At 59.8% G+C, this 23,754-nt stretch carries 25 protein-coding genes, 2 tRNA genes and 1 pseudogene; 12 read left to right on the top strand and 16 right to left on the bottom strand.

Annotated elements, in window-relative coordinates; all coding sequences use genetic code 11:
- Nucleotides 1-128 precede the first annotated feature (128 nt).
- Both ACGSLL_RS14980 and rimI read left to right on the top strand, forming a co-directional pair.
- The gene (locus ACGSLL_RS14980; protein WP_394506892.1) at nucleotides 129-878 is read left to right on the top strand and encodes an energy transducer TonB; all 750 of its coding nucleotides are present in this window, start codon (nucleotides 129-131) and stop codon (nucleotides 876-878) included.
- On the top strand, nucleotides 871-1,323 hold the full coding sequence (gene rimI / locus ACGSLL_RS14975; RefSeq protein WP_394506880.1) for a ribosomal protein S18-alanine N-acetyltransferase: 453 nt from the start codon (nucleotides 871-873) through the stop codon (nucleotides 1,321-1,323). Before ACGSLL_RS14980 ends, rimI begins: the two co-directional genes overlap by 8 nt.
- Before the next feature lie 112 nt (nucleotides 1,324-1,435).
- Here rimI and ACGSLL_RS14970 read toward each other — a convergent pair whose 3' ends face one another.
- Complete coding sequence (locus tag ACGSLL_RS14970; protein WP_394506879.1) at nucleotides 1,436-1,840, bottom strand: serine kinase/phosphatase; 405 nt, start codon at nucleotides 1,838-1,840, stop codon at nucleotides 1,436-1,438.
- A gap of 142 nt (nucleotides 1,841-1,982) precedes the next feature.
- Here ACGSLL_RS14970 and can point away from each other — a divergent pair, with 142 nt between their 5' ends.
- The gene (gene can / locus ACGSLL_RS14965; protein WP_208939766.1) at nucleotides 1,983-2,627 is read left to right on the top strand and encodes a carbonate dehydratase; all 645 of its coding nucleotides are present in this window, start codon (nucleotides 1,983-1,985) and stop codon (nucleotides 2,625-2,627) included.
- 6 nt (nucleotides 2,628-2,633) lie between these two features.
- Here the strand turns inward: can and ACGSLL_RS14960 are convergent, their stop codons facing one another.
- On the bottom strand, nucleotides 2,634-3,158 hold the full coding sequence (locus ACGSLL_RS14960) for an SET domain-containing protein (RefSeq protein WP_394506878.1): 525 nt from the start codon (nucleotides 3,156-3,158) through the stop codon (nucleotides 2,634-2,636).
- A gap of 178 nt (nucleotides 3,159-3,336) precedes the next feature.
- Nucleotides 3,337-4,524, bottom strand: a complete 1,188-nt coding sequence (locus ACGSLL_RS14955) for a hypothetical protein (RefSeq protein ID WP_394506877.1) — start codon at nucleotides 4,522-4,524, stop codon at nucleotides 3,337-3,339.
- 214 nt (nucleotides 4,525-4,738) lie between these two features.
- Here ACGSLL_RS14955 and ACGSLL_RS14950 point away from each other — a divergent pair, with 214 nt between their 5' ends.
- Complete coding sequence (locus ACGSLL_RS14950) at nucleotides 4,739-5,029, top strand: nucleotidyltransferase family protein (protein WP_394506876.1); 291 nt, start codon at nucleotides 4,739-4,741, stop codon at nucleotides 5,027-5,029.
- The gene (locus ACGSLL_RS14945) at nucleotides 5,026-5,370 is read left to right on the top strand and encodes a HepT-like ribonuclease domain-containing protein (RefSeq protein WP_394506875.1); all 345 of its coding nucleotides are present in this window, start codon (nucleotides 5,026-5,028) and stop codon (nucleotides 5,368-5,370) included. The genes ACGSLL_RS14950 and ACGSLL_RS14945 overlap by 4 nt, the downstream gene beginning before the upstream one ends.
- Before the next feature lie 36 nt (nucleotides 5,371-5,406).
- Here ACGSLL_RS14945 and ACGSLL_RS14940 read toward each other — a convergent pair whose 3' ends face one another.
- A complete protein-coding gene (locus ACGSLL_RS14940) occupies nucleotides 5,407-6,825 on the bottom strand; it encodes a short-chain fatty acid transporter (protein ID WP_394506874.1) in 1,419 nt (472 codons plus the stop codon).
- A gap of 351 nt (nucleotides 6,826-7,176) precedes the next feature.
- Between ACGSLL_RS14940 and ACGSLL_RS14935 the strand changes: the two genes are divergently transcribed.
- From ACGSLL_RS14935 to ACGSLL_RS14920, 4 genes and pseudogenes are all read left to right on the top strand, one after another.
- Nucleotides 7,177-8,490, top strand: a complete 1,314-nt coding sequence (locus tag ACGSLL_RS14935) for an MFS transporter (RefSeq protein WP_394506873.1) — start codon at nucleotides 7,177-7,179, stop codon at nucleotides 8,488-8,490.
- A 115-nt stretch (nucleotides 8,491-8,605) separates the two neighbouring features.
- Nucleotides 8,606-9,334 (top strand): annotated as a pseudogene (locus tag ACGSLL_RS14930) (PAS domain-containing protein); the annotation flags it as partial.
- A complete protein-coding gene (locus tag ACGSLL_RS14925; RefSeq protein ID WP_394506891.1) occupies nucleotides 9,314-9,922 on the top strand; it encodes a methyl-accepting chemotaxis protein in 609 nt (202 codons plus the stop codon). The pseudogene ACGSLL_RS14930 and the gene ACGSLL_RS14925, both read left to right, overlap by 21 nt.
- A gap of 195 nt (nucleotides 9,923-10,117) precedes the next feature.
- Nucleotides 10,118-10,720, top strand: coding sequence for a flavin reductase family protein (locus tag ACGSLL_RS14920; RefSeq protein WP_394506872.1), 603 nt, complete (start codon nucleotides 10,118-10,120; stop codon nucleotides 10,718-10,720).
- Here ACGSLL_RS14920 and ACGSLL_RS14915 read toward each other — a convergent pair.
- The 3 genes from ACGSLL_RS14915 to ggt all read right to left on the bottom strand — a co-directional run bounded on the left by ACGSLL_RS14915 (nucleotide 10,717) and on the right by ggt (nucleotide 13,477).
- Nucleotides 10,717-11,088 (bottom strand): helix-turn-helix domain-containing protein, encoded by a 372-nt coding sequence (locus tag ACGSLL_RS14915; protein WP_332765929.1) that lies wholly within the window; start codon nucleotides 11,086-11,088, stop codon nucleotides 10,717-10,719. The genes ACGSLL_RS14920 and ACGSLL_RS14915 overlap by 4 nt on opposite strands.
- A gap of 3 nt (nucleotides 11,089-11,091) precedes the next feature.
- A complete protein-coding gene (locus tag ACGSLL_RS14910) occupies nucleotides 11,092-11,394 on the bottom strand; it encodes a type II toxin-antitoxin system HigB family toxin (protein WP_394506871.1) in 303 nt (100 codons plus the stop codon).
- A 250-nt stretch (nucleotides 11,395-11,644) separates the two neighbouring features.
- Nucleotides 11,645-13,477: a gamma-glutamyltransferase gene (gene ggt / locus ACGSLL_RS14905; protein ID WP_394506870.1), complete on the bottom strand. Its 1,833-nt coding sequence runs from the start codon at nucleotides 13,475-13,477 to the stop codon at nucleotides 11,645-11,647.
- A 328-nt stretch (nucleotides 13,478-13,805) separates the two neighbouring features.
- Between ggt and ACGSLL_RS14900 the strand changes: the two genes are divergently transcribed.
- Nucleotides 13,806-14,201 (top strand): helix-turn-helix domain-containing protein, encoded by a 396-nt coding sequence (locus ACGSLL_RS14900; protein ID WP_394506869.1) that lies wholly within the window; start codon nucleotides 13,806-13,808, stop codon nucleotides 14,199-14,201.
- 81 nt (nucleotides 14,202-14,282) lie between these two features.
- A complete protein-coding gene (locus ACGSLL_RS14895) occupies nucleotides 14,283-14,507 on the top strand; it encodes a SymE family type I addiction module toxin (RefSeq protein WP_394506868.1) in 225 nt (74 codons plus the stop codon).
- Between the two features lie 67 nt (nucleotides 14,508-14,574).
- On the opposite strand, the gene ACGSLL_RS14890 is transcribed toward ACGSLL_RS14895, so the two are convergent.
- Together ACGSLL_RS14890 and ACGSLL_RS14885 are read right to left on the bottom strand one after the other, a co-directional pair.
- Nucleotides 14,575-14,651, bottom strand: a tRNA-Met gene (locus ACGSLL_RS14890).
- Between the two features lie 115 nt (nucleotides 14,652-14,766).
- The gene (locus ACGSLL_RS14885) at nucleotides 14,767-16,824 is read right to left on the bottom strand and encodes a methyl-accepting chemotaxis protein (protein WP_394506867.1); all 2,058 of its coding nucleotides are present in this window, start codon (nucleotides 16,822-16,824) and stop codon (nucleotides 14,767-14,769) included.
- A 332-nt stretch (nucleotides 16,825-17,156) separates the two neighbouring features.
- Here ACGSLL_RS14885 and ACGSLL_RS14880 point away from each other — a divergent pair, with 332 nt between their 5' ends.
- On the top strand, nucleotides 17,157-18,374 hold the full coding sequence (locus ACGSLL_RS14880; protein WP_394506866.1) for an MFS transporter: 1,218 nt from the start codon (nucleotides 17,157-17,159) through the stop codon (nucleotides 18,372-18,374).
- A 183-nt stretch (nucleotides 18,375-18,557) separates the two neighbouring features.
- Here ACGSLL_RS14880 and ychF read toward each other — a convergent pair whose 3' ends face one another.
- The 7 genes from ychF to lolB all read right to left on the bottom strand — a co-directional run bounded on the left by ychF (nucleotide 18,558) and on the right by lolB (nucleotide 23,751).
- Nucleotides 18,558-19,658 carry a redox-regulated ATPase YchF gene (ychF, locus tag ACGSLL_RS14875; RefSeq protein ID WP_394506865.1) on the bottom strand — a complete coding sequence of 367 codons (1,101 nt, stop codon included), beginning with the start codon at nucleotides 19,656-19,658 and terminating at the stop codon, nucleotides 18,558-18,560.
- A gap of 22 nt (nucleotides 19,659-19,680) precedes the next feature.
- Entirely contained in the window at nucleotides 19,681-20,265 is a 585-nt protein-coding gene (gene pth / locus ACGSLL_RS14870) for an aminoacyl-tRNA hydrolase (protein WP_394506864.1), read from the bottom strand.
- 171 nt (nucleotides 20,266-20,436) lie between these two features.
- A complete protein-coding gene (locus ACGSLL_RS14865; RefSeq protein WP_090286251.1) occupies nucleotides 20,437-21,039 on the bottom strand; it encodes a 50S ribosomal protein L25/general stress protein Ctc in 603 nt (200 codons plus the stop codon).
- A 141-nt stretch (nucleotides 21,040-21,180) separates the two neighbouring features.
- Nucleotides 21,181-22,122: a ribose-phosphate pyrophosphokinase gene (locus ACGSLL_RS14860; RefSeq protein ID WP_003171603.1), complete on the bottom strand. Its 942-nt coding sequence runs from the start codon at nucleotides 22,120-22,122 to the stop codon at nucleotides 21,181-21,183.
- 45 nt (nucleotides 22,123-22,167) lie between these two features.
- Nucleotides 22,168-22,242 (bottom strand) — tRNA-Gln (locus ACGSLL_RS14855).
- A 36-nt stretch (nucleotides 22,243-22,278) separates the two neighbouring features.
- Nucleotides 22,279-23,130, bottom strand: a complete 852-nt coding sequence (gene ispE, locus ACGSLL_RS14850) for a 4-(cytidine 5'-diphospho)-2-C-methyl-D-erythritol kinase (RefSeq protein WP_394506863.1) — start codon at nucleotides 23,128-23,130, stop codon at nucleotides 22,279-22,281.
- A gap of 3 nt (nucleotides 23,131-23,133) precedes the next feature.
- A complete protein-coding gene (gene lolB / locus ACGSLL_RS14845; protein ID WP_394506862.1) occupies nucleotides 23,134-23,751 on the bottom strand; it encodes a lipoprotein insertase outer membrane protein LolB in 618 nt (205 codons plus the stop codon).
- Between the last annotated feature and the right edge of the window lie 3 nt (nucleotides 23,752-23,754).

Raw genomic sequence — 23,754 nt, 5'->3', positions numbered from 1 at the left:
TCAATCAAGTGCATCGATCAACAGCAGGCGATCTTGAGCGAAGGGCGGTAGAATCAGCGCACTTTCAGTTATCCACAAGTGGCCGACCCTTGCTTATCGAGTCCCGCCGCCGCGCCTATTTGAACGCCATGCAGGTGGTCAACTGGCTGCCGCGCACCGAATTGCCCTTCGCCGCGCCGTCCCGGCCCGAGCTGCTGGACATGCCCGAGCCCGAGCCCGAAGCGCCCGTCGCGCCTGCGCCGCAGGCCCAGCCACCGGTGCAGCCGGCGGTCGCGCGGCCGAGCGAACGGCCGAAAATCGAAGTGCCGCGACCGTCGCTCGCCAGCACTCGCAATGGCGCCAAACCGGTGGAAGAAGTCGACGCCACGCCGGTCGTCGCCAAACCCGCGCCGGTGCCGCCGCCACGTTTTGCCCTGCAATTACTGCGCGCCGGGCGCTGCCTGCTGCTGGTCGAGTTACCCACAGGCGAAGCGTTCCAGAGCCGCGATCCGGCTTATCTGTTGCTCAAAGACATGCTGCGCGCCGCCGGTCTGCCGGAGGCGCCGCAAATCGTCGGTGAGCCGGTGCGCTGGCCGTGGCTCAATCGCGGCACGTTGGACCAAGGCCCGGAAGCAGCGCGCGACTTCGTCCAGGGTTTCCTCTCGGTACAAATGGAAGCGGCACCCTGCGCCTGTCTGTGGCTGATCGGTCTGCCGGCCGTGCGTTTTGCCGGCGAAGCGGACGCCGAGGCGTTCAATCGTGAATTGCAGATCGAAGGTCTGGGCTCGGCCTGGGCGATCCCCGGTCTGGAGTTGTTAATGGAGGAGCCGCAGCGCAAAGCCGCTGTGTGGCAAGCGATGCGTCGGCTGATGGCGCGCTGGAAAGAATCGAATGAGTGACGCGGTAACCTTTCGCCCGATGACCGAGGCGGATCTCGAGGCAGTGTTGAAAATCGAGTACGCCGCCTACAGCCATCCGTGGACCCGCGGGATTTTTCTCGACGGCCTCGGCAAATACCAGATCTGGCTGATGTTCGAAGGCCAGCAGCAGGTCGGGCATGGTGTGGTGCAGATCATTCTCGACGAGGCGCACCTGCTCAACATCACCGTCAAACCTGAGAATCAGGGGCGTGGGCTGGGGCTGACGTTGCTGGAGCATTTGATGTCGCGGGCGTATGCCGCTGAAGCTCGGGAATGCTTTCTCGAAGTGCGCGACAGCAATACCGCAGCGTTCAGGTTGTATGAGCGGTATGGCTTCAACGAGATTGGCCGGCGTCGGGATTATTATCCGGCGGTGGGCGGGCGTGAGGATGCGGTGGTCATGGCCTGCACTTTAGTGGATTGAAGGAGTTTAAAAGCTTCGCGAGCAGGCTCGCTCCCACATTGGGTTTTGGGATCAACCCAGAACCCTGTGGGAGCGAGCCTGCTCGCGAAGGCGTCCTGTTAGACAGCGCACATTAGCGCTTGCCATCCAGCGGATCCAGGTCCGCCAGTTCAGCCTCGTCCAGCCCGTCACCGCCGCCGATGTCATTTTCACCGACCTCGCTCAAATCCCAATCCGCCGGATTGCCCTCGCCGATTTCCTCGGCATCGCGGGCACCATCTTCGCGAATCAGCGTTTCCGGACTCAGATCGTCGTCCGTCGGCTGATGATCATCGACCGAACCGCCGGTCAAACCCGCCTCACGCACGCGTTCACCGGGCATCAACTGCTCGCGTTCACGTTCAGGAAGCTCATCACCGATCTTCGCGCTGGGCTCCTCGTCGTCGAAATCCAGCTCATGCACCGAACCCATGCGGTCTTCGTTATCATCGATGGGCTCCGGTTGCGCCGCATCGTAGGGGCGTCGTGAATCAGTCATGGCAAATCCTCATACTGTGGGCCTTACTTGGAGTGGACTCATCCGGCGCACGAGAATTCCAACGGAAACACTTTGCCCCACCGGCGTGACTCCGACGGGCGGTCGTCTATCAAACCAGCGCATCTTTCTTGAGGCCTTATCCATGCACGACTTACAAGACCTGATTGATAACAACGAGCGTTGGGCTGACGCGATCACCAAGGAAGACCCGGATTTCTTCGCCAAGCTGGCGCGCCAGCAAACGCCAGAGTACCTGTGGATTGGCTGCTCCGACGCGCGGGTGCCAGCCAACGAAATCGTGGGCATGCTGCCGGGCGATCTGTTCGTGCACCGCAACGTCGCCAACGTGGTGCTGCACACCGACCTCAACTGCCTGTCGGTGATCCAGTACGCGGTGGACGTGCTCAAGGTCAAACACATCCTCGTCACCGGCCACTACGGTTGCGGCGGTGTGCGAGCGTCGATGCAGGACCGTCAGTTCGGCCTGATCGACGGCTGGCTGCGTTCGATCCGCGATCTGTATTACGAGAAACGCGAAGAACTTGCGAAGCTGGCGACCGAAGAAGAGCAGGTCGACCGGATGTGCGAACTCAACGTCATCCAGCAAGTGGCCAACGTCGCACACACCAGCATCATCCAGAACGCCTGGCATCGCGGGCAAAGCCTGTCGATCCACGGCTGCATTTACGGCATCAAGGATGGCCGCTGGAAAAGTCTGAACACCACCATCAGCGGGTTCGAGCAACTGCCGCCGCAGTATCGCTTGCGCCCGATTGGCCCGGCTTAAAGCCGCTTAGCGTCGGCCCGATTGCCGCCAGCGCTGGAGAAAGTGCAGGCCTTCCAGGTTTGGCGGTTCATCGTACCCGGTGATCCAGCCACGACAACGTGATGAGCCGCAACCGCAGGCAAACTGGCGTAACAGTTTGTCTTCGGTGGCGGCGTAATCAATGCTCAGATGCTCGCCGCGCTGAATGTCCTTGAGCGACCACAGCCACAATTCGGTCATGTCGAGAAACGTGTTGGGGTCGCAGGCGTGTTCGAGCAATCCGCAAAAGCGCGGGTCGTACAGGTGAATGCCGCTGAGCAATTGGCGGGTCTGTCGGCAGCGGTAGGGCAGCAATTGCCCGGACACCCGACACATTCGGTGCGTACCGAGAAAATCCCGGCGTGCGGCGATTGCCACCGGATTGGCGTAGGGATCGTGAATGATTTCAAAGTCGGCACTGGAGGGAAACCCAAGACGCACGGGCAGGCCGGAGAAGGGGTAGATGCCTTCGGTATCGTGCGGGGCAGAGCCTGCCACGGCGTGGGTATTCATAACCATCCTTTGTCGCACGATGTGCGACTTCGCCGGGACGACGTCCTGTCGGCCCTCCTGTAAAATATGGATCCAATCTAGTGCTTACAGGTATAGCCGGTCTACTGTCATATCTGACAGGCGAGAATCGCGTATTCCCGCGTCAGCCAAGGCTGACACGGTAGTCGCGTCGTCGTGTTTACAGGTGCGGGGCGGGGATGGCGGTAGCCGGAAGGGGCGCTTTCAACTGTTGCAGTTGGGCTTTGACAGGCGGGGTTGCGCACTGCATTGCTGCCTGCTCAGGTGTCAAGTTGCGGATCGAGGTATAGAACAGTTCGCAGGTTTTGACTTTCTGCGTCACCTGCCAGGTTTGCGTGCAAGTGTTGAGCGTGGCCTGTGCGTTGCTGCCCGGTTTGCTGCCCATGCCGGCCTGCCAGCAGGCGGAGCTCAAATCCTGGCCCATGACTTTCAGGCCGGCGGCATCCGCTTTGGCCTGCGCATCGTCGCCGGTGTAGCTTTTCGGGTCGGCGACGTACCAGATGTAGCTCGGATGGTTGGAGCCGAGCACCGGCACGCTCACGCCTTCACTCGGGCTGATGGTCGCCAGGCCCAACACGCTGACGGTCGGCCCGTATTGCTGTTTGATCCAGTTACGCACCGGCGCGCCGAATGCGACCATCGGCAGCGTCGTGCCGCTGGTGGTCTGGCTGAACTGCTTGACCAGCGTGGTCTGGTAATCCTTGAAATAGTCGTACACGCCTTCCAGGTCGCTACCGGCATTGGACGGCGCGGCAATCGGGGCGATGTCGATGATGGTCTGATAAGCCGGCGTCTGCTCGGCGCGAATGCCATTGTCCGTGAGCAACGTCGCCCAGCGATCGGTGGTGTTCGAGCGCAAGTAATCCTGCGCCTGAGTCAGCGAGTAATCCGGCGGGAAGTGCAGCAGCTCGATGCTTTTGCGGTTTTCCAAAGCCATGCCCAGCGGCAGGAACAGGTACCAGCTGTAAGCCCACTTGCCATCGGCGTTGAGCTTGCTGGCGCCGCTGTAAGCTAGATCCCCTGCATCAAGCAGTGCGCTTAGCGGTTTGTCGTAACCCTGCGGAACACCCGTGATCTCGGCGTATAGCTGATCGTTGTCGGTCTTCACCACCACTTTGGCGTCGGCATAACCATCGCGCTGCACGCTCTGGGTCAGGTAATGAGCGACAGTTTGTTCCAGCGTCCAGTTGCGGAAGCAGATCACGCTGCAGTTGTTGGGATAAGCGAAGAGGCGCGTGACGCGTTCGGTGCTGCCCAGTTTCAGTTCGACATCGGCGTGGGCGGCGGTGCTCAGCATCAGTGCGGTGAGGGCCAGTGCGGCGGGGGAAAGTCCTGCGAACTTGAACATGCTCAGATCCTTTTCAGCGTGGGGTTCCCGCGAGTGTCGGGGCCGGCTCATAGTGGATCAGTGGCGTTTGACAGAAAAGCGGTTGGTTGTGATTCTTTCATGAGTGCTTCGATCCGGCAGCAAACATGCCATGTAACGACTGGGACAATCCGTGCGGTGCCTGGCGCGCCTCCCCACTGCTAGACTGCAGCAACTGTCTTTTCACGAGTGAGCCATGAAACCTTCCACTGCTCTCGATTTGCAAAGGTCCGCCGTCCGCGAAGTGATCGGTCGCTTTCGTGTGGCCAACCCACGCGTGTTTGGTTCGGCATTGCTCGGAACGGATCTGGACGGGAGCGATCTTGATTTGCTGGTGGATCCGCTACCCGGCACTACGCTGTTTGATCTGGGCGGACTTCAGGTTGAGCTTGAGGATTTGCTGGGCGTTGCGGTCGAAGTGCTGACTCCCGGAGACCTGCCACCGAAATTTCGCCAGCAGGTGCTTGATCAGGCGCGACCCGTATGAACGAGAATCGGCTTGCTGACTACCTCGAACATATCCGCCAGGCCGCAAGCGATGCGCTTGTCTTCGTTGAGGGATTGAACAAGGAGGAATTCGCCGAGGACAAGCGAACCCAACAAGCCGTGATCATGAGCCTGATCATCATTGGCGAGGCAGCGACCAAAACCATGGATCGTTATCCTGAGTTCACTGTTGAAAATGCTCAGGTGCCATGGCGTAGCATGCGCGGGATGCGCAATCGAATTGCCCACGGCTATTTCGATATCAATCTGGATGTAGTTTGGGAAACCGTCCAGGTTGCATTGCCTGCATTGTTGGACTCCCTTCCCACCTATCAGGGTTGAATGCACCTGCTCACGGGCAGGTGCATTTAAAACAGCTTACGGCATCACCGGCGGCGTATACGCCAGCGTCGTTCCCAGCGCCCACAGCAGCACCAGCACCAGCGGCGTATGCACCAGCAACTGCACGAACGAGAAGCCGATCAGATCCCGCGCTTTCAAGCCCAGTACGCCGAGCAGCGGCAACATGTAGAACGGGTTGATCAGGTTCGGCAGCGCTTCGGCAGCGTTGTAGATCTGCACCGCCCAGCCCAGGTGGTACTGCAAGTCGTTGGCGACCTGCATCACGTAAGGCGCTTCGATGATCCACTTGCCGCCGCCCGACGGAATGAAAAAGCCCAGAATCGCCGAGTAAACGCCCATCAGCAGCGCATAGGTGTCATGCGAGGCGATGCTGACGAAGAACGTCGAGATGTGATGCGCCAAGGTCTGTGCGTCGGCGCCTTTGACCGTGGTCATCAGCGCAGCGATCGAGCCGTACAGCGGGAACTGGATCAGCACGCCGGTGGTGGTCGGCACGGCGCGCGCCACCGCATCGAGGAAGCTGCGCGGGCGCCAGTGCAGCAGGGCGCCAAGCATGATGAACAGGAGGTTGTAGGTGTTGAGTCCGGAAATCGCTGTGATTGCCGGTTTCGTCGAGAACTCGTGAAACAGCCATCCCGCCGCCAGCAACACCAGCACGATAATCAACAGCGGGCTGTGTTCCAGCCATTCGCCCGGTCGCGTGCGAGGTTGCAATGGCGGCAGGTTAAATGCCGGGTCGATGCCGCAGGCCTTGGCGTCGCGCGCCGAGTTCGGGCCGGGTGCGGTGGCGTACGCGATGATGATCGAGATCACGATGAGTGCCAGCAGCATCACGCCCGACTGCCAGAGGAAAATCGTTTCGGTGAACGGAATCACCCCGGTGATCGACAGGATCGACGGCGGCAGGCTGGCAGGGTTGGCCTGCAGTTGCGCGGCGGACGACGACAAACCCAGCGCCCACACCGCGCCAAGGCCCAGATAGGCCGCCGCACCGGCGGCGCGGTAATCCATTTTCAGGTCGGTACGGCGAGCGAGGGCACGCACCAGCAAACCGCCGAATACCAGCGACAGGCCCCAGTTGAGCAACGATGCGACCATCGAGATCAACGCCACCCAAGCCACGGCGGAACGGCCGTTTTTCGGGATCCGCGCCAGTCGGTCGATCAGTTTGACCGCAGGCGGAGAGCTGGCGACCACGTAGCCGCCGATCACCACGAAGGCCATTTGCATGGTGAACGGGATCAGGCTCCAGAAGCCGTCGCCGAAGGCCATCGCTGCCGCCGTCGGTTTGGCGCCCATCGCCAGCGTGGCGAGGGCAACGATGATCACGGCCAACGCAGCGAATACCCAGGAATCGGGAAACCAGCGTTCGGCAAAACTTGAACAGCGCAGGGCAAAGCGCGCAGAGCGGCTATCTTCGATATCAACGGCCACGGGGAATACCTCGGAATTTTTATGGTTATTGTGGTCCGCAGGAACGCTCGCCGATCTCGACAATACAGAGATCCCTGTGGGAGCGAGCCTGCTCGCGAAGAGGTCGGCACATTCAACATTGAAGTTGGCTGAGCTGACGCTTTCGCGAGCAGGCTCGCTCCCACATGGGGCTCACGGCGGTTGGCCGGCGTTGGCGTGGTCCCGCTGGACAGGCATTAACAGTAATTCAACTGCCGATGCTTTGTGAGCAGGTTTTGCAAAACCGGGACTATGGTCTAACGGGTTGTCCCCCCGCCCATTTGCGTAGACCATGGGCGCCTTGGTTTTCTGCCTGATCCAGAGTTCTTTGCGATGACTGCCCAAACCCCGGCCAGACCTGCGCCGTTCAGCCGCTCCGACTACAAGACCCTCGGCCTTGCGGCCCTTGGCGGGGCGCTGGAAATCTACGATTTCATCATTTTCGTGTTTTTTGCCCTGACCCTCAGCCAGTTGTTCTTCCCGCCGGAAATGCCCGAATGGCTGCGTCTGCTGCAGAGCTTCGGCATTTTCGTCACCGGCTATCTGGCACGGCCGCTGGGTGGCATCCTGATGGCGCATTTCGCCGACCGTCTGGGGCGCAAAAAAGTTTTCAGCCTGAGCATCCTGATGATGGCGTTGCCGTGCCTGCTGATCGGGATCATGCCGACTTATGCCCAGATCGGTTATTTCGCACCGCTGCTGTTGCTGGCGCTGCGCATCCTTCAGGGCGCAGCCGTGGGTGGCGAAGTGCCGAGTGCCTGGGTATTCGTCGCCGAACACGCGCCGACTGGGCACCGCGGTTACGCCTTGGGCTTTTTGCAGGCCGGGCTGACCTTCGGCTATCTGATCGGCGCACTGACCGCGACATTCCTCGCCCAGGTCTTCACTCCAGCGGAAATTCTCGATTACGCCTGGCGTTATCCCTTCCTGCTTGGCGGAGTGTTCGGGGTGGTTGGCGTTTATCTGCGCCGCTGGCTGAGCGAAACACCGGTTTTCATCGCGATGGAGGCGCAGCGCGAGGCGCGGGTCGAGTTGCCCTTGCGCACCGTGCTGCGCGAGCATCGACTGGCGATGTTGCCGGCGATGCTGCTGACCTGCGTGCTGACCTCGGCAGTGGTGGTGTTCGTGGTCATCACGCCGACGATGATGCAAAAGACGTTTGGCATGACCGCCAGCCACACCTTCGGCCTCAGTGCGCTGGGCATCGTTTTTCTCAACATCGGTTGTGTGCTCGCCGGTCTGCTGGTCGATCGCATCGGCGCGTGGCGCACGGTCATGCTCTACAGCCTGCTGCTGCCACTGGGCATCGGCGTGCTGTATGCCTGCCTGATTGCAGGCGGGCAGTGGGTCGGTCTGGCTTATGCCGTGGCCGGGCTCGGTTGCGGAGTCGTCGGCGCGGTGCCTTCGGTGATGGTCGGGCTGTTTCCAGCGCGCATTCGTGTGTCGGGCATTTCCTTTACCTACAACATTGCCTATGCGGCGTGGGCGAGCATCACGCCGCTGCTGCTGATCGGACTGATGCCGTGGAGCCCGTGGATCTGCGTAATGTTCTGCGCTGTCATGGGGGTGGTGGGCATTCTCACGGCAGCTTATTTCGGCGCTCGCCTGCCTCGCACGGGACCGTGCCAGGCTGCCGGCGCTGCGTGAGCCGGAACCGCTGAACTATTTTCGACTGACGGGTCTCGCGGCCGCTTCAGAAAAGCTCCGCAAGGCCGATGGCTAGGTTGTACGCCGCGTTCAACCCTGCCATTGGTGCTTTCCTATGTTTAATAAACGCTTGAAGCAAGAGCTGGCCGCTCTCCGTGAAGAACTCTCCAGCCTTGTGCAAGTGAAGGAAAGCCTGGAAAGCGAGATGCTGGCGCTGACGCTTGAGCCCGACGGGCGGATTCGCTCGGTCAACCAGAATTTCCTTGGTGAGATGGCCTATAAAAGCCAGGACCTGATCGGTCGGGCGATCGAAGACATTGTGCCAGCGCACGTCAAAACCGACGAATTCCACCTGCGCTTCAAGAACGCGATGACCCGTGGCGAGCATTTCGCCGGTGCGGTGCGTCTGTTGCGTGGCAATGGCGAGGAAGCGTGGCTGCGCTCGATCGTCCAGCCGGTGCGTGCTTCCGATGGCCGGATCCGACACATTTCGTTCTACGCCAGCGACCTGACCCGCACCATCGAAGCCTCCCGCGAGCATGAAAACCTGATCGGCGCACTGGTGCGCTCGACCGCTGTGATCGAATTCGATCTTAACGGTAACGTGCTGACGGCCAACGATCGCTTTCTCAACGGCATGGGTTACAGCCTGGCGCAGATCAAGGGCAAACATCACCGCACGTTCTGCGCGCCAGAGGAATACAACAGCGGCGAATATCAGAATTTCTGGCGGCGCTTGAACAATGGTGAGTTCGTCGCGGGTCGTTTCAAACGTATCGACAGCCATGGCCGTGATGTCTGGCTGGAAGCGTCCTACAACCCGGTGGTCGATGCCAACGAAAAACTGTACAAAGTGGTGAAGTTCGCCACGGTCATCACCGATCAGGTCAACCGCGAGCAAGCCGTTGCCGACGCGGCCAGCATTGCCTACAGCACCTCGCAACAAACCGACAGCACGGCGCAACGTGGCACCACCGTGGTCACCGAGGCGGTCAACGTCATGCGTGATCTGTCGCGACACATGCAAGCGGCGGGTGAGGGCATTGAGGCACTAAACGAGCAGTCGCAGGTAATCGGCACCATCGTCAAGACCATCAGCGGCATTGCCGAACAGACCAACCTGCTGGCGCTCAACGCTGCCATTGAGGCGGCGCGCGCCGGTGAGCAGGGCCGTGGTTTTGCCGTGGTGGCCGACGAGGTGCGACAACTGGCCTCGCGCACCAGCCAGGCGACCGAAGAGATCGTCACCGTGGTGCGGCAGAACCAGGAGATGGCGCGCAATGCCGTGGCGCTGATGACCGACGGCAAGCTCCAGGCCGAGCAAGGGCTGGCGCTGGCGGCAGAAGCGGGGACGGTGATTGTCGAGATTCAGGACGGTGCGCAGAAAGTCGTGGACGCGGTGGGGCAGTTCGCCAATCAGCTGTCGCACTGACACCCTGCTGATCGTTCCCACGCTCTGCGTGGGAACGCCTCCGGGGACGCTCCGCGTTCCTTCGCCGGCGTGACGCAGAGCGTCACAGGATGCATTCCCACGCAGAGCCTGGGAACGATCTCCGAGGTGCTACAGGCTCTGTGTTTCTTCAGTCGCAGCGCTACAATCGGCTCCTTTACCCGCGGAGCAGACCCCATGAGCGATTCCCACCGCCGCCCGGTGCCCCTGAACAAAGCCTACCGGTTGCTCAATCACGGCCCGACCGTGCTGGTCAGCGCGGCCCACGATGGCCAGCGCAACATCATGGCCGCCGCCTGGGCCATGCCCCTGGACTTCGAACCGCCAAAAGTCGCCGTAGTGCTCGATAAATCCACCTGGACCCGCCAGTTGCTCGAAGCCTCCGGCACCTTCGTACTTAACGTCCCGTGCGCCGATCAGGCCGACATCGTGCAAACCGTCGGCAACACCTCGGGGCTCGACATTACTCAGAGCCAGGGGCGGGACAAGTTTCAGGCCTACGGTCTGCAGACCTTTATCGGCGAACAGGTTGCAGCACCGCTGCTCGACGGCTGCGTCGCCTGGCTCGAATGCCGCCTGCTGCCAGAACCACGCAACCATCAGCAATACGACCTGTTCCTCGCTGAAGTCATCGCCGCCCATGCCGATGAGCGGGTGTTCAGCGACGGGCGCTGGCATTTCGACGGGCATGAAGGTTTGCGCACGCTGCACCATGTCGCCGGGGGGCATTTTCTGAAGATTGGTGATGCGCTGGATGGCAAGACGTTGTCGGTCGATTAGCCGAGCTTGGCGGGCTTGATAAGACTCTCTGCGGGAATTCCGAATAATTCGTGGAGCTTCCATATCATGGGAAGCGTCAACGCACGCTTGCCATTAAGGACCTCATACACTCGGTTCGTCCTGCCAATGGCGGGTGCCAGATCTGCTGCCGAGAGTCCCGATTGTTCCATACGGAACTTGATGGCTTCGATTGCATTAGGTAAGTCAAGGGGAAACTGTTTGGCCTCATAAGCTTCGATAAGGGTGATCATTACGTCGAAGTAATCCCCTTCAGGCGTGTCTGGTTCCGGCTCATTGTCAAAAAATGCCGAAACCTCTTTGAGTGCTGCACGGTATTCCTCTTCCGTATGAATTGGATGAATGTTCACGGGTTACTCCATTACGACGGTATCAGCGTCGATTGCATCGTATTGCTTGTGGGTGCCGACAAATTTTATGTATATGGCACCGAAGCGATAGGCCACGGCGACGATCAAGCGAAAGTCATTGCCCTTGATGTTGAAGACCACTCTGCGACTTTTCAGAATGCTCGCATAAGCAAAATGTGTCTTGATGTCCGAGGGTGTTGACCATTGTGCTTTTCTCGCTTCATCAATCCACGCCAACAGCGGTTGCTCTGACTCGGGATACTGCTTCCAAAAGTTTTTCAGCTGGCTGACAGCGATGATTCTCATGAAGCGATCCTAGTCCCGTCTTGGGACTGGCGCAAGGTTGTTGGGAGTCGTTGGACATACGGTTCGAATATTTGCGTCTTCATAAATGCCAGCCGATTTCGAAAGTTATTGTTCGCTGAACGGTCATTTACTGTATCCGTCTCAGTTGATCTTCGGGGTAGGAAAAAGCGACGGGGCACAGCTGAACAGAACCTATCGGTAACAAAAAAGGCCTACCACCCGGTAAGCCTTTTCTCTTCGCATCGTAGCCTCAGTCCCCCAACGCTTCGCCTTCACGCCGTGGATCGGCGCCACCCTCCAACGACACTTTCCCCTGCGCATCCTTGACCCGCACGATGGCCTGGGTGCCGCTGGTCATGTCGATTTCGCTCACCGTATGCCCTTTGTCTTTCAGCGCCTGTACCAGCGCCGGGCTGAACTGGCCCTGTTCCAGTTCGGTCGGGCCGTTGCGGCTGCCGAAGTTAGGCAGGCTGATCGCGCGTTGTGCGTCGAGATTCCAGTCGAGCAGGCCGACGGTGGTTTTGGCCACGTATTCGATAATTTGTGAACCGCCAGGCGAGCCGACCGTGGCGACGAATTCGCCGTTCTGGCGATCAAAGATCAAGGTCGGCGCCATCGACGAGCGCGGGCGTTTGCCGGGCTCGACGCGGTTGGCGACTTTCTGGGCGTTCTCTTCGGGGATAAAAGAGAAATCAGTCATCTGGTTATTGAGCAGGAAGCCTTGAACCATCAGGTGTGAGCCGAACGCGGCTTCGATGGTGGTGGTCATCGACACCGCGCCGCCGAGGTCATCCACCGCGACGACTTGCGAGGTGGAGATGCGCAATGGCGAACGGTCCGGCGCGTAGGCCACCTGCACGCCCGGTGGCGTGCCCGGTTTGGCGCTGCCCATGCTGCGTTCGCCGATCAGGCTGGCGCGGCTGGCCAGATAATTCGGGTCGATCAGGCCTTTGACCGGCACCGGCACGAAGTCGGTGTCGGCGACGTATTGCCCACGGTCGGCGTAGGCCAGACGTTCGGCTTCAGCGATCAGGTGCACGGCTTGCGGATCCGGTTCGATGCCGGCCGGTTTGCTGGTCTTGACCGGTTTGAGCGGTGTCAGCGACAAGCGCGGATCACGGTTTTCGAGGGCCTGCAGCGTGCCGAGAATTTGCGCTACGGCGATCCCGCCCGACGACGGCGGCGGCATGCCGCACACCTGCCAGCGTTTGTAGTCCGTGCACAGCGGCGCGCGCTCCTTGGCTTGATAACGTTGCAGGTCGGTCAGCGACAGGCTGCCGGGGTTGGCGTGACGCTGGACCTTGGCGACGATTTCCTCAGCGATCGGACCTGTGTAAAACGCATCTGCGCCTTCATTGGCGATGCGCTTGAGCACGGCGGCCAAGGCCGGATTCTGCAGGCGCGTGCCGACGGCTTTGACGCTGCCATCGCTGTTGAGGAAGTAGGCGGCCATGTCGGGCGACTGACGCAGCGCCGAATCGGCAGCAAGTAACGCGTAAAGGCGTGGCGAAATGGCGAATCCCTGCTCGGCCAGTTTGATCGCCGGCTCGAACAACCTGGCCCACGGCAGACGCCCGTGTTGCTTATGCGCCATCTCCAGCGCACGCAACACGCCCGGTGTACCGACCGACCGGCCGCCAATCTGTGCCTGCGGGAAAGCCATCGGTTTGCCGTCCGCTTGCAGGAACAGCTTCTCGGTAGCGCCGGCCGGCGCCGTCTCGCGCCCGTCATAAGTGCGCACTTGTTTGCCGTCCCACAACACGATCATCGCGCCGCCGCCGATCCCGGATGATTGTGGCTCAACCAGCGTCAGCACCGCCTGCATCGCAATCGCCGCATCAATCGCCGAACCACCCTGACGCAACATCTCCCGACCCGCCTCGGCAGCCAGTGGATTGGCGGCAGCGGCCATGTGCTTGCTGGCGTGGCGGGTTTGCAGATCGGTGCGATAACCGGAAGCGGCTTCCGGCGCCAGCGGCAACGTCGAGGAGGGCGGGGCGTTGCACGCGGTGAGGGCCAAGGCACTGATAAGCAGTGTAAGAACTGGCAGGCGAAAGCGGCTCAAGGGCTGGGTTGAAAACACGCGGGCTCTCCGTCCGTGGGATAAAAGTGTTGAGGGACTTTAGCGAGCGGGCGGTGGGGGTGCAAACCGGGTGAGGATTTGATCCTTGGTCAAAGTGTTTCGGAGCCACTCGGGCTTCTCGTAATGGACTCAGTCAAATCAAAGGTTTTGTACTTGTAGTACTCCGCTCTGGATTGGTATTTGCCCCTCATTTCTCCTACAGACTTTTCAGGTCGACAACCTACGCACCCTTGCCTGAGGATGTTTTCTATTGAATTTCCCCAGGATTGATTTCAGGTAGAGGGACAAGTCCGTTGTTATTCGACTCCATTTCCAGTCGGCGATTGTCATGAGCGTTTCCAATGAGGAGGACCGCGCTTTTCTGGTGGCGATGGGCAGGCGCATTGCTCACTTACGCACAGTGCACGAGATCACACAGACTCGGTTTGCACGGGCTTTAGGTCTTTCTCGGCAAACCTTTCAGGGTTACGAAGAGGGCACGCGCAGCATGCCGGTCACGACACTGGTGAAGATGGCATTTGCGCTTCGCGTGCCTGTTGAAGAGTTGCTCGGGGTTCCCTGGTACACGGAAACACCCAGACGCAGCTTGACCTCGACCTGGTATCGACGGCTGCAGTCCATCAATGAGCTGCCGAAAGTTCAGCAGAAGGTCGTAGCGCAGATGCTCGATGCCCTGATCGCCCAAGCAACGAGCAAGGCAAGCAACGAAGAAAGAGAAGTTTGAAGTAACTCAAAGAACGCGGAACCAAGGTGCTACCAACACTTTGGCCCCGCTAACCACAAGCAGCTAAACAGGAGCTGAACCATGGCTAAGGCCGATCATACGTCATCCACCCCCATCACTGAACGCCGGCTGAAAATCGCCGCAGACTTTTACCCGGTCCACATAAAGGATAAACCTCACAGCCCCGCCAAACCGGTGCCCTGGATCAGGCTACGCGGACTGTGGTTAAGGCAGGCGGGATTCGAGGTGAACGAGAACGTGAAAGTGCGAGTGATGAAAGGGTGCCTGGTGATTACAGCGGAATAAGAGTCGCGTCGACTTTTCTCGAGGCATAAAAAAACGGCCTACCTTTCGGTAAGCCGTTTTTAGTACTTGGTGGCTACACAGGGACTTGAACCCCGGACCCCAGCATTATGAATGCTATGCTCTAACCAACTGAGCTATGTAGCCAAGTGGCGCGCATTATTCCCCTGAAATGGAAAAGCGTCAAGCGTAAATCAAAAATATTTCTTCTTATTTTCAACCGCTTATCCTCCGGCCCCGAAAATCGGGGCCGGGGAGGGTGTCAGCGCAGGCGGAATCTGGCGGTATTGGCGCTCAAGGCTTCGCTGCCCTGGCTCAAGGTGTCTGCCGCAACGTTCACCGCCCGGGCGCCTTCGAGCAAACGCACCGCCGCTTGATCGACCTGCTGGATGTTGCCGCTGACTTCATCGGCGGTGCTCGCCTGCTCCTCAACCGCCGTAGCGATCTGCGCCAGGGTGTCGGTGACGCTCTGCACAGCGCTGGCAATTTCGCCCAGGCGTTCACCGAGGCCGGTGACGGCGGCGGCATCCGATTGCGCCTGGCCGCAGGCGGCTTCCATCAGGCTGACCGCTTCGTTGACCGTGGCGCGCAGGCTGTCGACGGTGCCGGCGATCTGCGCGGTGGACGACTGGGTGCGTTGCGACAGGCTGCGCACTTCGTCGGCTACCACAGCAAAGCCACGGCCCTGTTCACCGGCGCGTGCCGCTTCGATGGCCGCGTTGAGCGCCAGCAGGTTGGTTTGTTCGGCGACGCCGCGAATGGTGTCGACGACCAGTTGAATCTGTTGGCCTTGTTCGCTGACCCGGCCCAATGCCGCGGCTGTTTCGTTCAAGCGCTGATTGAGTTGCTGAATGCTCGCCGTGGTGCGCTGGCTGTCGCGGCTGCTGTCGGCGGCGATGCGCCGGGTGTGTTGAGCGCTGCCGGATGCCTGTTCGCAGCTCTGCGCGACGCCTTGCGAGGTCGCGGCCAGTTGCGTGGCCGCTGCGGCGATCTGGCTGATCTGCAACTGCTGCGCCTCGACTTCGCTGAGCGCACCGCTGGAATGGTCGTTGAGGCTGCGCACCGCGTTGCTCAGTTGCGAGGTCTCATGATCGACGCCGAGCATGCTGCTGCGCAGTTGCACCACGGCCACGTTGAGCGCGGTGCTGATGGCCGCCAGCTCATCCCGGCCGACCACCGGCACCTGCAGGCTCAGATTGCCGTCACGCAGGGCTTCGGCGAGCAGCGTGATGCCGCTGGCGCTGCGACGGATCGAGGCTTGCAGGCAGATGAACAGGTACAGCGCGGCCAGCAGCAGGCAACCGAAGATCGCCGCGACCAGGATGAACTGACGGATCGCCGAGCTGTGATAAGCGTCGAGCCGTTGATCCAGCGACACCAGCGATTGCTGGCGCAGAGACGCGAGGTCGGTCAGCAGAGCGTCGAGGCTGCGCTCGAAGTCTTCCGGTTTCAGATTAATGCTGCCGCCGAACACGCCGTCATCAAGGACCTTCAGGCCGCTGTCGAGGCGTTTCAGGCTGTCATGGTATTGGCTGGCCCAGCTCTGCTGATCTTTCGGCAGGCGGGCTTCCAGTAGCGTGGCAGTCTTGACCAGTTGCTCGCGGGCATCACCGATGCGGCTGCGTAAGTCGCGCAACTGCAAACGGCTTTGCAGGGTGAATTGGCCGGAGACCACTGAGGCCTGGCCGACTGCGGCGAGGCGTCCGACCCGTTCGATCAGGTCCGGTGCGTGCTGCGTTGATATCTGCGTCAGCAGATAGGTTTCCAGCCAAGGTGCGAGCGTCAGGCGATTGTCCATGACGATCTGCTCGCGCAACGCTTGCAGGGCGCTCAGAGCGTTGGTGAAGCGGTCGTAGCCGTCCGGCCACCAGCCGACGCTGCTGAGGCTTTTCGAATCCAGACCATTGAGTGCGGTTTGCAGCGCTTGATAGCGGGTGAGGGTTTCGCCTTGTGCGCCTTCGTTTTTCAGGGCGTTTCCCAAATCCGTCGTGGCTTGCTGTACGGCCGGTTGTACGGCGTCAAACGCGCCCATCGCGGCGAGAGTGGCCGGTGTGGGTTGCCGGTTGGTTTCCGTCGCGCGCCAGCGGGCCGCGCGGTCGCGTTGCGCGGCGAGCAGGTTATCGAGCGCATCCAGCGCCAACAACTGTCGCACGCCGGCGCGTTCGCCGGAGATCAGATTGAGCTTTTCCCGATAGTCCTGGCCGATCATCAACAGGCTACCGGCCAATGGCAGAATGAACAGCAGAAACAACAATTGGAATTTACGTGCGAAGCCAAATCGCCCCAGCAATTTGATCCCCAGCGAAAGAAAAGCCTGCATGCCCCATGACTCCCCTGGACACCACGCACCATTGGCGTGCATCGCGGCCGTTCGGCCATGATGTTGTGCCCTGCTAAAAGGCCTCGAAAGTTCACCCTTGCCCGCTCTGTAGGCCGGCTCTGTAGCGAAACTTCCCATTGTCGGTCGTCTTTGTAAGGCGGCCGCGTTCAAGCAGAGAAGCAAGGCAAGATTCAGACCATGGCGTTGCGCTATCACCTTGCAGTCGACGATCCGTCAGTTAGTTAGCTGGCTAAGGGGATAGCGCAGATGCACCGAAAAATGGCACATTGACGCACCTGCCTGCGGGCACCCTCTGCTGTCCGGAAACTTCCATGGCTATCAGCAACGCTCAGACCGCCGCTGCCTCGGCGACCGCTGCTTCGCAAAGCAGCCCTTTGGTGATGCGCATCATCGGCGCGGTGGCGCTGGCGCATTTGATCAACGACCTGATCCAGTCAGTGCTGCCGTCGATCTATCCGATGCTCAAGGCCAATTACGGCCTCACGTTTACCCAGGTCGGCCTGATCACTTTGACTTTCCAATTGACCGCGTCGCTGTTGCAGCCGTGGGTGGGTTATCACACTGATCGACACCCGAAACCGTGGCTGCTGCCAGCCGGTTCGATCTGCACGCTGATCGGCATTGTGATGATGTCGATGGTCGGCAGCTTCCCCTTGATTTTGCTGGCAGCGGCGCTGATCGGTATCGGTTCGTCGACATTCCACCCCGAAGCATCGCGGATCGCGCGCCTGGCCTCGGGCGGGCGATTCGGGCTGGCGCAATCGACTTTCCAGGTCGGTGGTAACGCAGGTTCGGCATTCGGCCCGCTGCTGGCGGCGGCGATCATCATTCCGTTCGGCCAGGGCAATGTCGCCTGGTTCGGCCTGTTCGCGGTGTTTGCGCTGTTCGTGCTGTACCGCATCAGCCGCTGGTACGCCCATCACTTGAACCTGTTCAAGCTCAAGGCTGGTCAGGCAGCGACTCACGGACTGTCGAAGGGCAGGGTGACCACTGCGCTGGTGGTGCTGGGGCTGTTGGTGTTTTCCAAGTATTTCTACATGGCCAGCCTCACCAGCTATTTCACCTTTTACCTGATCGAGAAATTCGACCTGTCGGTGGCCAGCTCGCAGTTGCACCTGTTCCTGTTTCTCGGCGCGGTGGCTGCGGGGACGTTCTTCGGCGGGCCGATCGGTGACAAGATCGGCCGTAAGGCGGTGATCTGGTTCTCGATCCTCGGTGTGGCGCCATTCACCTTGCTGATGCCTCACGTCGATCTGTTCTGGACCAGCGTGCTCAGCGTGGTGATCGGCTTCATTCTGGCCTCGGCGTTCTCGGCTATCGTCGTGTACGCGCAAGAACTGGTGCCGGGTAACGTCGGGATGATTGCCGGGGTTTTCTTCGGCCTGATGTTTGGTTTTGGCGGGATTGGTGCGACGTTGCTCGGGCATCTGGCGGATATACACGGGATTGAATATGTATATTTCCTGTGTTCGTTTCTTCCGTTGTTTGGCGTACTGGCGATTTTCCTGCCACGCACCAAAAAGGCCTGACGCCACACAATCCCCACCTGTGGGAGCGAGCCTGCTCGCGAATGCGGTGTGTCATCCGCAGAGATGTGGCTGACACTCCCTCTTCGCGAGCAGGCTCGCTCCCACAGGTGGAATAGTTTCGGCAGTAAATTTCAGGCACAAAAAAGCCGCGTATCAAACGCGGCTTTTTCTTGCGGGTGTTGCTTAGACGTTGAAGCGGAAGTGCATCACGTCGCCGTCCTTGACGATGTACTCCTTGCCTTCCAGACGCCATTTGCCCGCTTCCTTGGCTCCGGCTTCGCCCTTGTACTGGATGAAGTCGTTGTAGGCGATGACTTCGGCGCGGATGAAGCCTTTTTCGAAGTCGGTGTGGATCACGCCAGCGGCCTGCGGGGCGGTGGCGCCGACCTTGACGGTCCAGGCGCGGACTTCTTCGACACCGGCGGTGAAGTAGGTCTGCAGGTGCAGCATTTCGTAGCCGGCGCGGATCACGCGGTTCAGGCCAGGCTCTTCCAGGCCCAGGGCCTCGAGGAACATGTCTTTCTCTTCGCCGTCATCGAGTTCGGCGATTTCCGCTTCGATCTTGTTGCACACCGGCACGACCATGGCGCCTTCTTCTTCGGCGATGGCGCGAACCACGTCCAGGTGCGGGTTGTTGTCGAAACCGTCTTCAGCGACGTTGGCGATGTACATGACCGGTTTGGTGGTCAGCAGGTGGAAGCCCTTGATCACTGCCTTTTCGTCAGTGCTCATGTTCTTCATCAGGCTGCGCGCCGGTTTGGCTTCGGTGAAGTGCGCGATCAGTCGCTCCAGCAGCGCCTTCTGCACCACGGCTTCCTTGTCACCGCCCTTGGCGTTGCGCGCGACTTTCTGCAGTTGCTTCTCGCAGCTGTCAAGGTCGGCGAAGATCAGTTCCAGGTCGATGATTTCGATGTCGCGCTTGGGGTCGACGCTGTTGGAAACATGGATCACGTTTTCGTCTTCGAAGCAGCGCACGACGTGAGCGATGGCATCGGTTTCGCGGATGTTGGCGAGGAACTTGTTGCCCAGGCCTTCACCTTTCGAGGCGCCGGCAACGAGGCCTGCGATGTCGACGAATTCCATGGTGGTCGGCAGGATGCGCTTGGGATTGACGATTTCCGCCAGTGCTTGCAGGCGCGGATCCGGCATTGCCACGATGCCGCTGTTCGGCTCAATGGTGCAGAAGGGGAAGTTTTCGGCCGCGATACCGGACTTGGTCAGGGCGTTGAACAGGGTGGACTTGCCGACGTTAGGCAGGCCGACGATGCCGCAATTGAATCCCATGGTGTTTCCCCTCGGGTAAAAGTCAGGCCTTCTGGCTGTGCAGGTTTTTCATCGCGCGGTTCCATTCCCCGGCGAGGATATCCGGCAGCACGCCGAGGGCAAAGTCGATGCTGGCATCGAGTTTTTCCTGTTCGGCGCGTGGCGCACGACCCAGGACGAAATTTGAAACCATACTGGCAACGCCCGGGTGGCCAATGCCAAGCCGCAGGCGGTAGAACGTATTCTGATTGCCCAGTTGCGCGATGATGTCGCGCAACCCGTTGTGACCGCCATGGCCGCCGCCCTGCTTGAGCTTGGCGACGCCCGGAGGCAAGTCGAGTTCGTCGTGCGCCACGAGGATTTCTTCAGGCTTGATGCGGAAGAAACCGGCGAGTGCCGCCACGGCCTGGCCGCTGCGGTTCATGTAGGTCGTGGGAATCAGCAGACGAACATCCTGACCCAGGTGCGAATAGCGCCCGGTCAGGCCGAAATATTTGCGATCGGCCACCAGATTCACGTTCTGGGCATGGGCGATGCGCTCAACAAAAAGGGCCCCTGCGTTATGCCGGGTCTGGTCGTATTCGGCGCCTGGATTTCCCAGGCCAACGATCAGTTTGATGGCAGTCACGATAGGGGCCCTTCCTTTGAGTGGTGAATAACATCGCCGCAATCTGTGACAGCGGCGAAAGTGGACGAAAAATGCTCATTTACCATGGATGTAAACTCCGCGTTCTCGCCCGCTTTCTCGCTACGTTCCAGTCCGCGATGTTACTTGCTCACTCAGACAGAACAGAGTGGATTACTCTGCTGCGCCTTCTTCGGTAGCTTCTGGAGCAACACGTGGAGCGTGGACGTTGGCAACAGCCTTGTCATCGCCGTGTGCCAGAGCAACGAACTCAACACCTTTAGGAGCTTTGAGGTCCGACAGGTGAATGATGGTGCCGATTTCTGCTTTCGACAGGTCGACTTCGATGAACTCAGGCAGGTCTTTCGGCAGGCAGGTCACTTCGATTTCAGCAACAACGTGCGAAACTTCGCCGCCTTTCTTCACTGGAGCTTCTTCGCCAACAAAGTGTACAGGCACGATGGCGGTCAGTTTCTGGCCGGCAACAACGCGTACGAAGTCAGCGTGCATCACGTGGCCTTTGGCCGGGTGACGCTGCAGAGCCTTGATGATGACGTTTTGCTTGGTGCCACCAACGTTCAGCTCGATGATGTGGCTGTAAGCCGCTTCGTTTTCGAGCAGTTTGGCAACTTCTTTGGCCAGCATGCTGATGGATTCAGGGGCTTTGTCGCCACCGTAAACTACAGCTGGAACCAGGCTTGCGAGACGACGCAGGCGGCGGCTCGCACCTTTCCCCAGGTCGGAACGCACTTCAGCATTCAGAGTAAAATCGTTCATTTTGTATCTCCAAAATAGCCATGACCGAGTGGCGTTTGCGACCAGCGCCGAACACGGTATGGGCAAAAAAGCCCCGCCCCGACAGGAATGCCGGGGCGGGGCGCTTTTCGTCAACGAGACATTTCGCGAAGGGCAGGGCCCTTAACGGAACATCGCGCTGATCGATTCTTCATTGCTGATGCGGCGAACCGCTTCGGCAACAACCGGTGCGATATCCAGTTGACGGATACGTGCACAGGCTTGTGCTGCAGCGGACAGCGGGATGGTGTTAGTCACCACCAGCTCGTCCAGCACGGAATTTTCGATATTCTCGATGGCCCGACCCGACAGCACAGGGTGTGTGCAGTAGGCAAAGACCTTGGCTGCGCCATGCTCTTTCAGGGCCTTTGCCGCGTGGCACAGAGTGCCGGCGGTATCGACCATGTCATCGACCAGAATGCAGGTACGCCCTTCGACATCACCGATGATATGCATCACTTCAGAGTGATTGGCTTTCTCACGGCGTTTGTCGATGATCCCGAGATCCACGCCCAGCGACTTGGCAACGGCCCGTGCACGCACGACGCCACCAATGTCCGGGGACACGATCATCAGGTTTTCGAAGCGCTGATCTTCAATGTCATCCACCAGAACCGGGGAGCCGTAGATGTTATCTACCGGAATATCGAAGAAGCCCTGAATCTGGTCAGCATGCAGATCAACCGTGAGAACACGGTCGATGCCGACTACGGTAAGCATGTCAGCGACGACTTTCGCGCTGATGGCCACACGTGCGGAACGCGGACGGCGATCCTGACGGGCATAACCAAAATAAGGAATAACAGCAGTGATACGAGTAGCCGAGGAGCGGCGGAAGGCATCAGCCATCACTACCAGTTCCATCAGGTTATCGTTGGTCGGAGCGCAAGTCGGCTGAATAATGAAGACGTCTTTACCGCGAACGTTTTCATTGATCTCGGCTGTGATTTCGCCGTCGGAAAATTTGCCGACAGAGATGTCACCGAGAGGGATATGCAGCTGACGTACGACACGCCGAGCCAGATCGGGGTTAGCGTTCCCCGTAAAGACCATCATCTTGGACACGCGCAGTACCTAGAGGCTGAGGGTAACCTGGATGAGTAGAGAAAATGGCAGGGGCGGCTGGATTCGAACCAACGCATGGCAGGATCAAAACCTGCTGCCTTACCGCTTGGCGACGCCCCTGTATCTGTTGCATCAAGTGCCGAGCACCTGGTTCCTTTAGAGCAGACTTTGCAGCTTGCGGTGCAACATCGAAACGTTGCTGCCTTTAGCTACAAACCCTGTAAGGGTCTCTGTCAGAAGGGCCGAGACTTTATCAGCTTCAGCTTTGCTTGGGAAGCCCCCAAACACACAACTTCCAGTTCCGGTGAGCTTTGCTTCGGTAAATTTACCTAACAAATTCAATGCGTTACGTACCTCTGGATAACGCCTTGCAACCACCGGCAAGCAGTCATTTCGACTGTTTCCCTCGGGAACGGGGCGCACTTTAATGGGCGGTGTGTTACGTGTCAACAAAGGATCGGAAAAAATTTCTGCCGTACTAACAGAGACTTGCGGCACAAGCACCAGATACCACGGTTCTTCGGGGTCGACCGGGGTCAGTTTCTCGCCCACGCCCTCGGCAAACGCTGCGTGACCACGCACGAAAACCGGCACGTCGGCGCCGAGGGTCAGGCCCAGTGCGGCCAGGCGATGTTCATCCCAGCCCAACTGCCACAGGTGATTGAGACCGAGCAGTGTTGTCGCCGCATTCGAACTGCCGCCACCGATGCCGCCGCCCATGGGCAGCACCTTGTCGATCCAGATATCGATACCGAGCGTGCAGCCGGATTGTTGCTGGAGCATTTTCGCCGCGCGCACGATCAGGTTGCTGTCGTGCGGCACACCGGCGAACTCGGTATGCAGGCGAATCACGCCGTCATCGCGCACGGCATAGGTGATTTCATCGCCGTAATCGACAAACTGAAACAGCGTCTGCAATTCGTGATAACCGTCAGCGCGGCGACCGAGAATATGCAGCATCAGGTTGAGCTTGGCCGGCGAGGGCAGGGTCAGGCGTGCAGCGGTCATGGTTTACTGCCCCAGCTTGCGCGGTTGCCAGGTCTTGATTACCAGCGTCACGTCGAGGTCGGTGCCGTGCAGCTTGATGCGCTCGGGCAACCAGTAACCACTCTGTTCGGTGTAGGCGGTGTATTCGACTTTCCAGCCATCCTGCTCGAGGCTGGCCAGGCGGCTGTCGGCATCCAGATTGAGGCGACTCTTGCTTTCGGGAGCGGGCAGGCCACGCACCCACCACGCCAGGTTCGACACGGGCAATTTCCAGCCCAGCTGTTCTTCAAGCAAGGCTTCGGGCGATTGCGCTTCGTAGCGGCCCTGATTGGCGACTTCCAGCGAGACTTTGCCCGGGCGCCCGGTCAGGCGTGCCGCGCCACGACCCAGCGGGCCGGACAGACGAATGTCGTAATAGTCCTGACGCTGCAGCCAGAACAACGTGCCGCTGCCGGAATCTTTCGGCGCGCGAATGCCGATCTTGCCGTCGATCTGCCAGCCGTCAAGGGCGGTCAGTTGCTGCTTGTTGGCGGCCCATTGAGCCGGGCTGCCGTGGCCTTCGACCGATTCGCGAGTACCAAAACCCGAGCAGCCGGCGAGCAGGGCGATGAAGCTGAAAACAATGACGTGGCGCAAAAACATGGG

It is taken from the genome of Pseudomonas retamae, from assembly GCF_043496865.1.
GTDB lineage: Bacteria > Pseudomonadota > Gammaproteobacteria > Pseudomonadales > Pseudomonadaceae > Aquipseudomonas > Aquipseudomonas retamae.
The sequence above is the reverse complement of the archived record's forward strand: the minus strand, read 5'-3'. Positions and strand labels throughout refer to the sequence as shown.